The 13,147-nt window shown below is 60.6% G+C and carries 12 protein-coding genes; 3 read left to right on the forward strand and 9 right to left on the reverse strand.

Annotated features, from left to right (window positions below):
• Nucleotides 1-53 precede the first annotated feature (53 nt).
• The 3 genes from BK662_RS19850 to BK662_RS19860 all read right to left on the reverse strand — a co-directional run bounded on the left by BK662_RS19850 (nt 54) and on the right by BK662_RS19860 (nt 3,997).
• Nucleotides 54-1,328 (reverse strand): NAD(P)/FAD-dependent oxidoreductase, encoded by a 1,275-nt coding sequence (locus BK662_RS19850; RefSeq protein WP_123359467.1) that lies wholly within the window; start codon nt 1,326-1,328, stop codon nt 54-56.
• A gap of 45 nt (nt 1,329-1,373) precedes the next feature.
• Nucleotides 1,374-2,042, reverse strand: coding sequence for a haloacid dehalogenase type II (locus BK662_RS19855; RefSeq protein ID WP_123359468.1), 669 nt, complete (start codon nt 2,040-2,042; stop codon nt 1,374-1,376).
• 482 nt (nt 2,043-2,524) lie between these two features.
• The gene (locus BK662_RS19860) at nt 2,525-3,997 is read right to left on the reverse strand and encodes an aldehyde dehydrogenase family protein (protein WP_123359469.1); all 1,473 of its coding nucleotides are present in this window, start codon (nt 3,995-3,997) and stop codon (nt 2,525-2,527) included.
• A 240-nt stretch (nt 3,998-4,237) separates the two neighbouring features.
• Here BK662_RS19860 and BK662_RS19865 point away from each other — a divergent pair, with 240 nt between their 5' ends.
• Both BK662_RS19865 and BK662_RS19870 read left to right on the forward strand, forming a co-directional pair.
• Entirely contained in the window at nt 4,238-5,095 is an 858-nt protein-coding gene (locus BK662_RS19865; RefSeq protein WP_123359470.1) for a GNAT family N-acetyltransferase, read from the forward strand.
• Between the two features lie 69 nt (nt 5,096-5,164).
• The gene (locus BK662_RS19870; RefSeq protein ID WP_123359471.1) at nt 5,165-5,878 is read left to right on the forward strand and encodes a cupin domain-containing protein; all 714 of its coding nucleotides are present in this window, start codon (nt 5,165-5,167) and stop codon (nt 5,876-5,878) included.
• A gap of 311 nt (nt 5,879-6,189) precedes the next feature.
• Here BK662_RS19870 and BK662_RS19880 read toward each other — a convergent pair whose 3' ends face one another.
• From BK662_RS19880 to gabT, 5 genes are all read right to left on the reverse strand, one after another.
• Nucleotides 6,190-7,395 carry an acetyltransferase domain-containing protein gene (locus BK662_RS19880; RefSeq protein WP_123359473.1) on the reverse strand — a complete coding sequence of 402 codons (1,206 nt, stop codon included), beginning with the start codon at nt 7,393-7,395 and terminating at the stop codon, nt 6,190-6,192.
• 39 nt (nt 7,396-7,434) lie between these two features.
• On the reverse strand, nt 7,435-8,208 hold the full coding sequence (locus BK662_RS19885) for a DUF4198 domain-containing protein (protein WP_259695943.1): 774 nt from the start codon (nt 8,206-8,208) through the stop codon (nt 7,435-7,437).
• Between the two features lie 508 nt (nt 8,209-8,716).
• On the reverse strand, nt 8,717-9,205 hold the full coding sequence (locus BK662_RS19895) for an Lrp/AsnC family transcriptional regulator (protein ID WP_008055821.1): 489 nt from the start codon (nt 9,203-9,205) through the stop codon (nt 8,717-8,719).
• 45 nt (nt 9,206-9,250) lie between these two features.
• Nucleotides 9,251-9,907 (reverse strand): HAD family hydrolase, encoded by a 657-nt coding sequence (locus BK662_RS19900; protein WP_123359475.1) that lies wholly within the window; start codon nt 9,905-9,907, stop codon nt 9,251-9,253.
• A gap of 95 nt (nt 9,908-10,002) precedes the next feature.
• Nucleotides 10,003-11,295 (reverse strand): 4-aminobutyrate--2-oxoglutarate transaminase, encoded by a 1,293-nt coding sequence (gene gabT, locus BK662_RS19905; protein WP_123359476.1) that lies wholly within the window; start codon nt 11,293-11,295, stop codon nt 10,003-10,005.
• A gap of 272 nt (nt 11,296-11,567) precedes the next feature.
• Here gabT and BK662_RS19910 point away from each other — a divergent pair, with 272 nt between their 5' ends.
• Nucleotides 11,568-12,494, forward strand: a complete 927-nt coding sequence (locus tag BK662_RS19910) for a 2-hydroxyacid dehydrogenase (protein WP_123359924.1) — start codon at nt 11,568-11,570, stop codon at nt 12,492-12,494.
• A 190-nt stretch (nt 12,495-12,684) separates the two neighbouring features.
• On the opposite strand, the gene BK662_RS19915 is transcribed toward BK662_RS19910, so the two are convergent.
• Nucleotides 12,685-13,059 (reverse strand): hypothetical protein, encoded by a 375-nt coding sequence (locus BK662_RS19915; RefSeq protein WP_123359477.1) that lies wholly within the window; start codon nt 13,057-13,059, stop codon nt 12,685-12,687.
• Nucleotides 13,060-13,147 lie beyond the last annotated feature (88 nt).

Genomic DNA, 13,147 nt, shown 5'->3' on the forward strand with positions numbered 1-13,147 from the left:
GGATATCCGGGGCGTCCTGGAAACGCAAACGACGGTGACGCCACAACATCAACTCAATGCAAATAGTCCTGGAAGCGGTAATAAGCGCCCACGAACGGCAGGAACCACGGCTTGCCGAAATGCCCGGGAATCGCCGGCCAGTCGAGTTCGCGCCAGGGGTTGGCCTCGACCTTGCCAGCCATCACCTCGGCCATGACCTGGCCCATGTGCACCGACATCTGCACCCCATGGCCGCTGTAGCCCATGGAGTGATAAACCCCGCCGTGCTGACCGGCGCGAGGCAAGCGGTCGGAGGTCATGTCCACCAGTCCGCCCCAGCAGTAATCGATCTTGACGTTGGCCAACTGCGGGAACATCTGCACCATCGCCGCTTGCAGCACCTTGCCGCTCTTGGCGTCGGACACGCTGTCGGACATCGCAAACCGCGCACGCCCGCCGAACAGCAAGCGGTTGTCCGGGGTCAGGCGAAAGTAGTTACCAATCATGCGGCTGGTGACATAGGCACGCCGACCGGGCAGCAGCTGATCGATCAGGACCTGTGGCAGCACCTCGGTGACGATCACGAAACTGCCGACCGGTACGATCCGCCGCCGATACCAACCCAAACCGCCGTGCTGGCAGGCGCCGGTCGCCAGCAATACTTGCCCGGCGTGCAGCGAACCCTTGCTGGTATTGACCCGATAGCCGCCGACCTGGGCTTTCCAATCCGTCACCGGCGTCCCTTGATGGATCAGCGCACCGTGACGTGCAGCGGCCTCGGCCAGCCCGACGCCGAAACGCCCAACGTGCATCTGCACGCCGTTGCGCTGCAGCAAGCCGCCGTGGAACTGAGCGGAATTCACTTCAGCGCGGGTCTGTTCGGCGGTCAGCAACTCGACCTCGGCATCGACTTCCTGGCTAATCAATTCGCAGGTGCGCGCCAGGCCTTCGTAGTGCATCGGTTTGGCCGCCAGCTTGAGCTTGCCGTTGCGCTTGAGGTCGCAGGCGATCTGCTCCTGCTCCACCAGCGACACCACGCTCTGCACCGCGCTTTCATAGGCCTGGTAATAAGCGCGGGCCTTGTCGGCACCGAGGCTGGCGCTCAGCCCGGCGTAGTCCTGGGCAACGCCGGTATTGCACTGGCCGCCGTTGCGCCCGGAGGCTTCGCCGATCACCCTTCCGGCTTCCAGCACCACCACACTGGCGCCCTTCAGCGCCAATGCCCGCGCCGCCGCCAGGCCGGTGAAACCACCACCGACGATGGCCACGTCAACCTGCCCGGGCAATGCACCGAGCTGAGCACCGGTAAACGCCGGTGCGGTGTCGAGCCAGTAGGATTCACTGCCCATGTCTAACCCGCCTATGCCAAATGAAGAATGCCGTTACCGTTCGACTCAGAGACCGACCAGCGCCGCCAGCCCACCGATGTCGGTGATCTGCTGGTAGCCGTAGAACGCATTGCCCGGAACCTCGTGACCGCGGGCGACAAAGGCCTTGTTCTTGATCTTCATGTCGTGGGCCGGCATCAGGTCGTAACGGAAACTCGAAGACACATGCAAGATGTCTTCCGGGCCGCAGTTGAGGTTGTCGAGCATGAACTCGAATGCGGCCAGACGCGGCTTGTAGGCCTGGGCCTGTTCGGCGGTGAAGACTTTGTGAAACGGCGCGCCGAGCTTGTCGACGTTGGACATGATCTGGCTGTCGCTGGCGTTGGAGAAAATCACCAGAGGAATCTTGTCAGCAATTTTCGACAGGCCGGCCGGCACGTCCGGGTGTGGGCCCCAGGTCGGTACGGCGTCGTAATACAGCTGACCTTCGTCACGGTACTCGATGCCCCAACGCTTACAGACTCGCGCCAGTGAGGTCTTGAGGATTTCGTCATATGGCATCCAGTCACCCATCACTTGATCCAGACGATAGGCGGAGAAATCCTTGACGAACTGATCCATCTGCTCGGGTACCACGCGATCGGCGAACAGTTCGCGAGTCATCGTGCCCATGTGGAAATTGGTCAGCGTACCGTAGCAGTCGAACGTAATGAATTTGGGGCGAAGAAAGCTCATTGAGTGCGGTCCTGAAGTTCGTTGAGGTCATGGCGCGACAGGCATTCGCTGCGTTTCGGGAGCGGCGATGCAACGCTGCAGCACACCGTCATTACAACACCGTGAAACCAGCAGATGGCGTTAAAAGCGACCTCTGCTTGATACAAACCACCGTTTTAGCCATCCCCCTCAGCAGACTTTGCGGCTCGCTCCAGCCTTGGGCAAACCCCGTATTTGTGCGCTTTTATGGACCTTGATGGCCGCGCGAGGCTCAAAAACGCCCGCATTCACGGCAGAACCTGCGCCGGGCGGAACGAAAACGGGCGCATCCGTCAGGAAGCGCCCGTTTGGGTGCTGATTAAAGAGTGTTGAAGATCCGGAGGTTATATGGAACCTGTGGGAGCGAGCCTGCTCGCGATAGCGGAGTGTCAGGCAAAATTAATGTCGACTGACCCTCCCTCTTCGCGAGCAGGCTCGCTCCCACAGGGGACAATCAGTGGGCGCTACTGCACGATATCGATCAGCACGCTCTTGAAGCGCAAGTTGGCTTCGAACGCTTCGCGCCCCAGGTCCTTGCCGATGCCGGAGCGTTTGTAGCCGCCGGTCGGCAGGATGTAGTCGTTGCTGCGTCCGTAACGGTTGACCCACACCGTCCCCGCCTCCAGGCGCCGGACCAGCCGCAACGCACGATTGATGTCAGCGGTGTGCACCCCCGCCGCCAGGCCGTAGGTGGCGTGTGCGGCCAGGCTCAACGCCTGCTCTTCATCATCGAACGCCTGCACCGTCAGCACCGGGCCGAAGATCTCTTCGCAAACCGCCGGGTTGTGGTTGTCCAGACCAGCCAGCAAGGTCGGTCGGTAATAAGCCCCGCCCAGCCCTTCGAACAACCCACCGCCAGTCAACACCTCGGCCCCGGCCTGACGCGAGCGCTGGACGATGCCATCAATGCGGCTGGCCTGCAGCCGGGAAATGATCGGCGACAGTGTGCTCTCGGAAGACCAGGTCGGCCCCGGGCGCAGCTCTTCGAAATACGCCTGCAAGTGCGCAATGAACGGTTCCATGATCGAGCGTTCAATCAACAGCCGCGAACCGGACACGCACACCTGCCCGGCGTTACCGGTAATTGCCAGTGCCACGGTGCGCGCGGTTTTCGCGATGTCCGGCACGTCGGCGAACACCAGTTGCGGGCTCTTGCCGCCCAGCTCCAGCGTCACCGGTTTCGGCCCCACCAGCGCGCAGGTAGACATGATGCTCGACCCGGTCGCCGTGGAGCCGGTGAAGGTCACCTTGCCCACCCGAGGATGACGGCACAAGGCATCGCCGGTGACGCGGCCATCACCCTGCACCACATTGAAAATCCCTGCTGGAATACCCGCCTGCACCGCCAGCTCGGCGAAGCGCAGGCTGGAGAACGGCGTCAGCTCCGACGGCTTGAGCACCACGGCATTACCGGCGGCCAGTGCCGGAGCGACTTTCCAGGAGGCCATGCTCAACGGGAAATTCCACGGCGCAATGGCGGCAATCACGCCGTACGGTTCGGCGATCTGCATGCCCAATCGATCAGTCTGGGTGGCCGCGACATGGCCGCCGTGCTTGTCCGCCAGTTCGGCAAAGAAGCGAATGCCCTCGGCGACATAAGGAATATCCCAAGCGATCACATCTTTATGCGGGCGGGTCGACCCCATCGCTTCCAACGGTGCCAGGACGGCGGCATCGGCTTCGATCAGATCGGCCCAGCGGCGCATGACACGCGCCCGTTCCCGGGGTGGACGACTGGCCCAGTCGCTGCGATTAAAAGCCTGCCAGGTATCATTGACCGCCTCATCCACCAGGTCGGCATCGGCGATCGGCAACTGGGCATAGGCCTGGCCGTCCGAAGGACGAACCACCTCCAGTCCCGGTTGGGCATCGCGGTATTGACCGGCAATAAAGTGAGCACTGCGCACAGCGATAAGGCGAGGATCGAAGCTATCCATGGAGCACTCCAAAAAGGGACGGCGAGGCGTGAACTCAGGCTTCCATCGTAGAAAAAAAGCCCAAGCATTTGCTGCCGACCTTATGGGGCAATTAAGTAGTAAGTGTGGTCTGCAGGCCTGCGACGTGAGGAATCTGCCGAATCTTCCAGGCCCCCTTGTCAGGCCTTCACGCAGATGGGATACAGGCACCCTAGCGCCGGAAAACCGGTTGATCGCGCACACTGAAAACGGAGACTCGCCATGTCCGCCTCGCAACCTTCCACTTATGTCTATCGGCCGATGACCGCCGCCGATATTCCTTCGGCCCATGCCTTGTCCGTGCAGTTGAAGTGGCCCCATCGCCAGGAAGACTGGGCGATGTTGCAGCGGGTCAGCGAAGGCTTTGTGGTGCTCGATGGTGAGCGACTGATCGGCAGCGCATTCACCTGCCCGCAAGGCAAGTTCGCGACCATCGGCCTGGTGATCGTCAGTGACGACTATCAGGGCAAGGGGATTGGTCGTCGATTGATGGAATACGCGATGGAGGCTTGCCAGTCATGCATGCCGATGCTCAATGCCACCCTCGCCGGCGCACCGCTTTACGCCAGCCAGGGTTTTGTCGAATTCGGCCGGGTTCAGCAGCATCAAGGCCAGGCGCAAGCACCCGCGCTGGAAGCACTGGCGGACGGTGAAGAATGTCGTCCACTGCGCGCGGCTGATCAGGCACGTCAACTGGAACTGGCCAACGCCGGCAGCGGGCTGGACCGCCAAGCGGTGCTTACGGATCTGTTCGAGGTGGTCGAGCATTCGGTGGGCATTGAGCGCGACGGTCAATTGCGTGCCTTCGCCTTGCTGCGCCCTTTCGGTCGTGGTCGTTGCCTCGGCCCGGTCATCGCCGAGACTCCTGAGCAGGCCAAACACCTGATCGCCGTGTTGTTGGCCCAGGTGCCGGATGCCTTCGTGCGGATCGACATTCCGGCGGACAGTGTCTTGGGCGAATGGCTGGAGCTGGCCGGCCTCAAGCAGGTCGACACGGTGGCACAAATGGCACTCGGCACACCGCCGCAAGCGGTCAACGGCGTCCGCCAATTTGCCCTCGTCACCCAAGCCATTGGTTGACCCCGGCGCGCGATGAAGCAAGCGCCATCCAACACCTTCTATCCCCCATTTGCAGGGAGCGTCACCCGTATGTCTCAACCTACCGTTCTGCTGTTGGCTCGCGCCGACGGCAGCCGTATTTCTACGCCTTTCAAAGCAGCCCCCTTGAGCTCCATCGATCCGTTCATGGACAGTCGTCAGGTCGCCTACACCGGGCCCGACGGCGCATCGGCGGGCATTGTTCACACCAGTAAAACCGTCGATATCGATGACTTTCCGCACACCGAAGTGATCGTGGTCCACGCCGGGCATGTCGTGCTGCAATCCCGGGAACAGACGCTGGAACTGGGGATCGGTGCCAGCGCTGTGATCGGTCGCGGTACGGCACTCAAGCTTCAGGCACAACCCGATACTTGCTGGGCCTTCTGCGCCGTCAGCATCCCCACTGCCGAACCGACGCCGGGGCTGACAGCCCTCGACCCGTTGGCGATGCTGTCACCTTCGGCGGCACCGGAACCGCAAATACTGATCGGACCTACACCGCAGTGCCGATCCCGCAATGCCTTCGAAGATGACGCCACTGATCTGCGCGTCGGTGTCTGGGATTCGACGCCGTACACCCGCCATGGCCGAGCGCATAAACTCAATGAGCTGATGCACTTGATCGAAGGCAGCGTGACCTTGCAGGCACCGGATGGAACCAGCGTAACCGTCAACCCCGGTGACACCGTGTTCGTACCGCAAGGCGCACCGTGCGCCTGGAGCAGTGCGCGGTATGTGCGCAAGGTGTATGCCGTTAAATAACGCTGACCGATTTGACGCAGTGCAACCTGTGGGAGAGAGCATTCAGCATTATTGTTGGCTGAACCTACGCTATCGCGAGCAGGCTCGCTCCCACAGGGGATCTGCTGTGAACACATTATTCGTGAACGACGCCGATTCAATGTGGGAGCGAGCCTGCTCGCGATGAGGCCTGAAAAACACCGCAAAACTTGCAGTCAGCCATGCCCCCCGCAGCACTGCGATATTCAGTCCTTAACTGACTGCCATCAGCCGGTTGCGCTGCTTTTATTTTTCAGAGCCTCAGAACTTCTCTGGGAATCAGCGTCTGTAAATCAGAGGTATTTGAGAATCGCGATGTCGCGACGGCGCTGTTTTAGGTTGGCGAACCAGCGCGTCGGGAAGAACAGCAACACCCCGAGGATCACGCTCCACAGCCAGACCATGGGCAGGTTATCGAAACCATAATAGGTGCCCTGATTGGCGCCCCAGATCGCAACGGACACCAGGTACATGGCCTTGAGCACGTACAGGTGCAGCAAATAGAAGAACATTGGCGCACCGCCGTAGATCGCCAGAGTCGCGGTGGACCAGCGATCCTGGGCCTTCTCGAACAACGCCAAAAGGATCAGCCCCAGGCCGAGGGTCGGCATCAGAAACATCAGCGACGGCGGGTATTTCTTCGCGCTCATGAAGCTCATGAACGTGCGCAGGGAATCACCGGTCTGCATCCAAGGCTTCTCGCCGTAGACGTTCAGGTAACGGATGAATACGAACGCCACCAGCAGGCCAACGCCGACTTTCAGCAAACGGGAAATCCGCTCGGCTGGTTCCATGTCCTTGCCAAACCACGGCCCGATGGCCCAGCCCAGCAGAATCACCCCGATCCACGGCAACACCGGATACGTGGTGCGAGCCCGGGTGAACTCGGTGATGTCGATGAACACCCGCTGATGCAGGATCGACCACGGCACGTAGAACGGCGACTCCGGCCCAATAGTCACGCCGTCGAGCAGGTTGTGCCCGGCGACAATCGCCACCCCGAGCACGATCAACCAACCGCGCTTGAAGTGCAGCAACCCGGCGAGCACGATCATGCAGATGCCGATGCACCAGATCACTTGCAGCCACAACGTCTTGGGCGGGAACTCGGCGTTCCAGGCAAAGCAGACGAACGTGAGTTCCAGAAGCACCAGAAACAGCCCGCGTTTGAGCAGGAACACTGAAGTCTCATTGGCCGTGTGTTTCTGGCTGTAGAGCCAGGCCGACAAACCGGTGAGGAAGATGAACACCGGGGCGCAGATGGTGCTCAGCAATCGGGTGAAGAACAGGTCCGGGGTCACGCTCAAGGCGTCGATCGGGTCGGTCACCTGGCGGTGCAGCAAAAAGGTTTCCCGCACATGGTCGACGAGCATGCAGAGCATGACGAAGCCGCGCAGGGCATCGATGGCGAGCATCCGGGTGTTGGTTTTTGCAGCGCTGGAGGCAAGCGCAGGGGAAACACTTCCCGCCTGCCCTGCCACGCTTGTGGATAAGGTCATATCAGTCACTCATGTCGTGGTCAGTGGACTACCGCTGGCTCAGCCCTGTTTCTTCAGCTTGGCAACTTCCGATGCCGGCAGCTGCGACGGCGCCCGCGGCAAAGGTACCTGACCTTCCTTTCGATAGAACGACAACGTCGAACTGAAGCTCTTCACGTCAAAGGGTTCGGCCTGGCCCTGGGGATTGATGCGCTCGCCGGCGGTGTGGTCCTTGTATTCGACGGCCACCACATAGATGCCCTGCCAAGGCAGCTCGAAACTGACCTTGCCGGTCGCATCGGTGCGCCGGGTAAACACTTCGCCGGAACCGGTTTCCAGCACCACGTCGTGATCGGCCAAGGGCTTGTGCGCATAGAACACCTGGAACTGCGCCTTGCCGGCATCGGCGACACCGGTGGGCACGATATCCAGCGTCAGTTCCGGCGTGCGGGCGCGCAAGTCACCGACCCAACGGGTGGCGGGCGTCCAGTAAGCCTTTTGGGTTTTATCGCCGTCGTGAAGGTCGAAGATCGGGTAATGCGCGTCCTCGGCCAGCAGCGAGTCATCCACCTTGGATTGATGCGTCACGGCAAATGCCTGGCGCTGCAAGGTCAGGCTCAACGGTTGAGACTTGTTGCTGATCGACCAGCCCTTGAGTTGCCGAAACCGGTCCATCCCGCCCGGTGTGACTTCCAGCATGTTCTTGTCATATTCCCCGTAGTACAACGCCAGGGGTTGCCCCGGTGGCTGCTCGTACCAGATTTGATGCGCTTCGCTGCTGCTTGCCAGCATGAAGACGCCGTAACCCAACAGTGCTTTTTTTGCGTGGCTCATTCGCATTTTTTTGCGCTCCGATTGGTGTTGTTCAACGGATCGTCGCAGCCCCGCAACGATCTGCCCCTCTCTCTGAACGCATTACAACGCAGGCTATTTTGTGCTTTGCGCCGAATTCATCGCTCATAACGCAAACGAAGACTGTTTTCGTGGCGTAAACAGCTATTTATGCGGCCTGCGCCAGCATGACGCGCGTAGAGGGGTTTGGCGCGGCCGATGTCCAATCGGGGTGCATGCACAATGTCAGTCAGGTGAGGAACCTGTGGGAGCGGGCTTGCTCGCGATTGCGGAATGTCAGTCAACGAATGTGTTGAATGTGACGCCGCCATCGCGGGCAAGCCCTAATGCCAATCAGTAAAGGAATTGAACACCGCAGCCCCTGTGGGAGCGAGCCTGCTCGCGATAGCGGCGTGTCAGTCAACACTGATGTGAATGTACCGCCGTCATCGCGAGCAGGCTCGCTCCCACAGGGATTGCGGCAGGCTGCAAGGGAATGGCCGAGTCAGTTTCAGTGACGCAGTAATTTGCGCAGCGGCACGCCGTCCTTGAGCACGGGTGACTTGATGACGATGTAGCTGAAGTACTTGGAGATGCCGATGTTCTTGTCCAGCAGGCTTTCGATCACTTCCTGATAATGCTGAATGCTACGGGTCATGAAGCGCACCAGATAATCGTAGCCGCCACTGATCAGGTGGCATTCGAGCACTTCATCGACCAGACGGATATTGGACTCGAACTTGGCGAAGTCTTCGCGCTTGTGGTCGCTCAAGGTGATTTCGGTGAACACTGTGACCGAATCGGTGATCTTGGCCAGGTTCAGGTGAGCCTTGTAGCTGGAGATATACCCGGCCGACTCAAGCCGTTTGACCCGTTGCAGGCAGGGGCTGGCCGACAGGCCCACGGCATCGGCCAGGCTGACGTTGGTCATGCGCCCATCCTTTTGCAGCTCAACCAAGATGCTGATGTCGATCCGGTCCAGTTTTACTAAACCTTCCATTGCGTACCTCTTGACTGCCGTTTGTAAGACAATCTTCTAGCAAAATCAGCGCCGTAAAGACAGCTGATGCTGAGCCACCAGATCCGCCATGCTGTTGATGCAGTAATCCGCAGCGCACGGCGTCGGGTGTTTGCCCCGGCCGCGACAGATCAGACAGACAGCGCCCGCGCCCTGCTGCCGGGCGGAAGGCCGGGTCACCTGGAGGATGGTTTTGGCGTCCAGCTCATTGGCCGCCAGCCAATCGTGATCCCGCAGGGGATCACTGGCCAGTGAAATAAAATCGTCGGGCATGATCCCCAGGCGTTCACACAGCAGGCCACGATCCTCGGCATCACGATCGCCATGCACCAACAGGCGATAGAACTTGCGCAGGTACAGCATGGCGCCGGGTGCGTCTTCGAACAACGACCAACCCGCCACCGAGCGGGCAAAGCTCATGCCCTCCTCCCAACTGGCTTTCAGCCCCCAGCGCTCGGCCAACTGACGGTGCGCGAAACACAGCAAACCGCTGAAACCCAGTTCGCCGAAGCGCGGGTACAGCGCATGCACCACCTCGCTGAACTCGGCCAGCACCTGTGTTTTGTCCGGGTGGCCGCCACGGCTGTCGAGCAGCGGCTGCAACGCCGTCCAGACCCCGGAATCGCGATCCACCAGGACCTCATCGCAATCGATCAACAACGCTCGATAATCAGTCAGCCCCATGGTGTGTAAAGCCTCCGATGATGCATTCCATCAATCCATGCTCCATAAGTGCTCACGGGCGATGCCAAGTGGCACCGCCCGGAGCAGGCGTGAGCTCAGTTCAAGACTCGTGCCAGCGCCGCGTCGAGAATCTGCAGCGCTTCGTCGACCTGCGCTTCGGTGGTCACCAGCGGCGCGAGGAAGCGCAGCACGTTGCGGTACACGCCGCACTTGATCACCAGCAGGCCACCGGCCCGGGCTTCGTCGATCAGCCGTTGGTTCAGGTCGGCATCAGGGGTGCGCGCGTCGTCATCCTTGATCAGCTCGATCGCCAGCATGAAGCCGCTGCCGCGCACGTCGCCGATGCGCGGGTAACGAGCCTGCAAGCTCAACAAGCCCTGACGCAGACGTTCGCCCAAAGCATCACCGCGGGCCAGCAACTGCTCTTGTTCATAAGCCTCGATCACCGCCAGCGCCGCCGCGCACGACAGCGCGTTACCGCCGTAAGTGCCACCGAGGCCGCCGGGTAACGGCGCGTCCATGATCTCGGCCTTGCCGACCACACCGGACAGCGGCAAACCACCGGCCAGGCTTTTGGCGACAGTGACCAGGTCCGGCTGAATGCCCGCGTGCTGGAAGCCGAACCATTTGCCGGTGCGACCGAAACCGGTCTGGATTTCATCAAGGATCAGCACGATGCCGTGTTTTTCAGTCAGGGCACGCAGGGCCTGGAGAAACTCTGTCGGTGCCGAGAGGAAACCGCCATCGCCCTGCACCGGTTCGATGATGATTGCCGCGACCCGCTCGGGCGCCACTTGGGTGGCCAACAATTCGTCCAGCGCCTTGAGCGCCATGTCGCTAGTCACGCCGCGATAAGCATTCGGATACGGAGTGTGGAAGACCTCCGGTGCAAACGGCCCGAAGTTCTGCTTATAGGGCTGGCTCATGCCGGTCAGCGTGGTGCCGAGCAAGGTCCGGCCGTGGAACCCGCCGCGAAAGGCGATTACCGCCGAGCGGTTGGTGTGGGCGCGGGCGATTTTCACCGCGTTTTCCACGGCTTCGGCGCCGGAGGTGAAGAACGCGGCTTTATAGGATTCCTGGCCGCCGATCATTTCGCACAGGCGCTGAGCCAGGTCGAGATAAGGCTTGTAGGCCACCACCTGGAAACAGGCGTGGGAGATTTTTTGCAACTGCGCCTGCACCGCCGCGACCACCTTTGGGTGGTTGTGACCGATGTTCAGCACACCGATACCGCCGACAAAGTCCAGGTAGCGCTTGCCGTCCACGTCCCACAACTCTGAACCTTGGGCCCGATCGATCACCAACGGATGCGCGGTAACCAGGCCACGTGGCACGAATTGATCGCGCTGACGGAGCAAATGAGGGGTTTCGTCGACTTTGCTATTCATGGCATTTCCCATCGTGAGTCCGGCAACCGGGAAGTGGTTGCGATGGTGTTCAGGTTAAGGCTTGCGCGAAACGAACTACGCCGAACTTGCCCCCTGAGAAGTTCGGATCGACTGTTTTCACCCCGCCAAACGGCAGATTCCTTTAGCCGGCCGAATCTGCCGGTGCGTGGCCGATACAACGTTACGCAACGCGTTAAACCTGCTGCTTTCGACAGATCCTGCGCTGGCGTTGCGCGATGATGGGCAGCACCTTCACCTATCAGGAAATGCCCATGGCCCTGCTGTATAAAGCTGACCCTGTGCGCGGCGAACAGTGGCAAGCGCTGTTCGCCGAACACGCCCCGGATATCGAATGGCGCGCGTGGCCGGACATCGGCGACCCGAAGGACATTCAATACCTGGCCGCGTGGCAGGCACCCGACGATCTCGAGGTTGTGCTGCCCAATCTGCAAGTGCTGTTTGCCTTGTCCGCCGGCGTCGATCAACTCGACCTCAATCGCCTGCCGACGAGCTTGCCAGTGGTGCGCCTGCTGGACCCCGGCATCACCCGTGGCATGTGCGAATACGCCAGTTTTGCCGTGCTCAGCCTGCACCGGGACATGTTGCGCTATCGCCAGCAACAAATGGCCCGCTGCTGGCAAGCGCACTTGCTGCAACCGGCCGCCAGGCGTCGGGTCGGCGTCATGGGGCTTGGCGCTCAGGCGCAGCAGATTCTGGCGACCTTGCAACCGCTGGGCTTTGCCTTGTCAGGCTGGGCGCGCAGTGCCCATCAAATTCCGGGAGTCGATTGCTATGCCGGCAACCAGCAGCTGCCAGCGTTCCTCAGCCAGTGCGACATTCTGTTGTGTGTATTGCCGTTGACCGAACAGACCCAGGGCATTCTTGATCGCAGGTTGTTTGAACAACTGCCCCGTGGCGCAGCGCTGATCAACATGGGCCGTGGCGGGCATTTGGTTGAGGATGATTTGCTTGAGGCATTGGACAGCGGGCATTTGAGCGGCGCGGTCCTTGATGTGCTGCAGCAGGAACCGGCACCGGTGGATCATCCGTTCTGGCACCACCCGCAGATTCTGCTGACACCGCACATCGCGGCGATGACCCAGCCAGAAAGTGCCTTTGGGGTGTTGCTGGAGAACATTCGCCGACATCAACGGGGGGAGCCGATGCTCGGTGAGATCGATCGTGCGCAGGGTTATTGATCTGCCCTGCAGTATGTGGCGAGCGAGCTTGCTCGCGTTGGGCTGCGTAGCGGCCCCAAAGATCTGACAACCATTGCCGATTTTTGTGAGTGCTACGCACTCAAGCGGGAGCAAGCTCCCTCGCCACAGGTTTCTCTGACTCAAGACGCTCTTAAGTGAACAGCATTGTTCTCAAAGACACCCGTTATGCTCAGTGAATTCCCGGAATACTGTTGTCGCAGGAAAAGGACTGCCCTCCTTTCAGCATCAGTCGTTCCTGCATCCGCTGGCAACGCTCCCGTTCCTGCTGCATCGAACGATCGATGCTGATATTGCCGGTCTTCTCCGGTTGTTTGCGGTCGCCCAGGCGCAACGTCACCCAGGGCTGTTCCGGCTGGACCTGAAAGCGGCTTTTTCCTTCGACGGGCGTGGTGGGTTTGGTGGTTTCGATCGCGGCCGGTTTTGGCAGTTGATCGGAGGTGACCCCGTAACGGGTCAGAATCGAGCTTTGAGGCAGTTCTGCGGCGGCGGTTGCCGATAACAAGGCCAGCGCCAAACCGAAGGTGTACCTCTTGCTGTTACTCACGTTGCAAAATCTCCTGTACTCAATGGCGGCATGCAGCACCGGCGTCATAGGGATAACGCGTGGATGGGCTGATGGTTTAGTGCCAGGT

This window comes from Pseudomonas frederiksbergensis (assembly GCF_003732275.1).
Classification (GTDB): Bacteria; Pseudomonadota; Gammaproteobacteria; order Pseudomonadales; family Pseudomonadaceae; genus Aquipseudomonas; species Aquipseudomonas frederiksbergensis_H.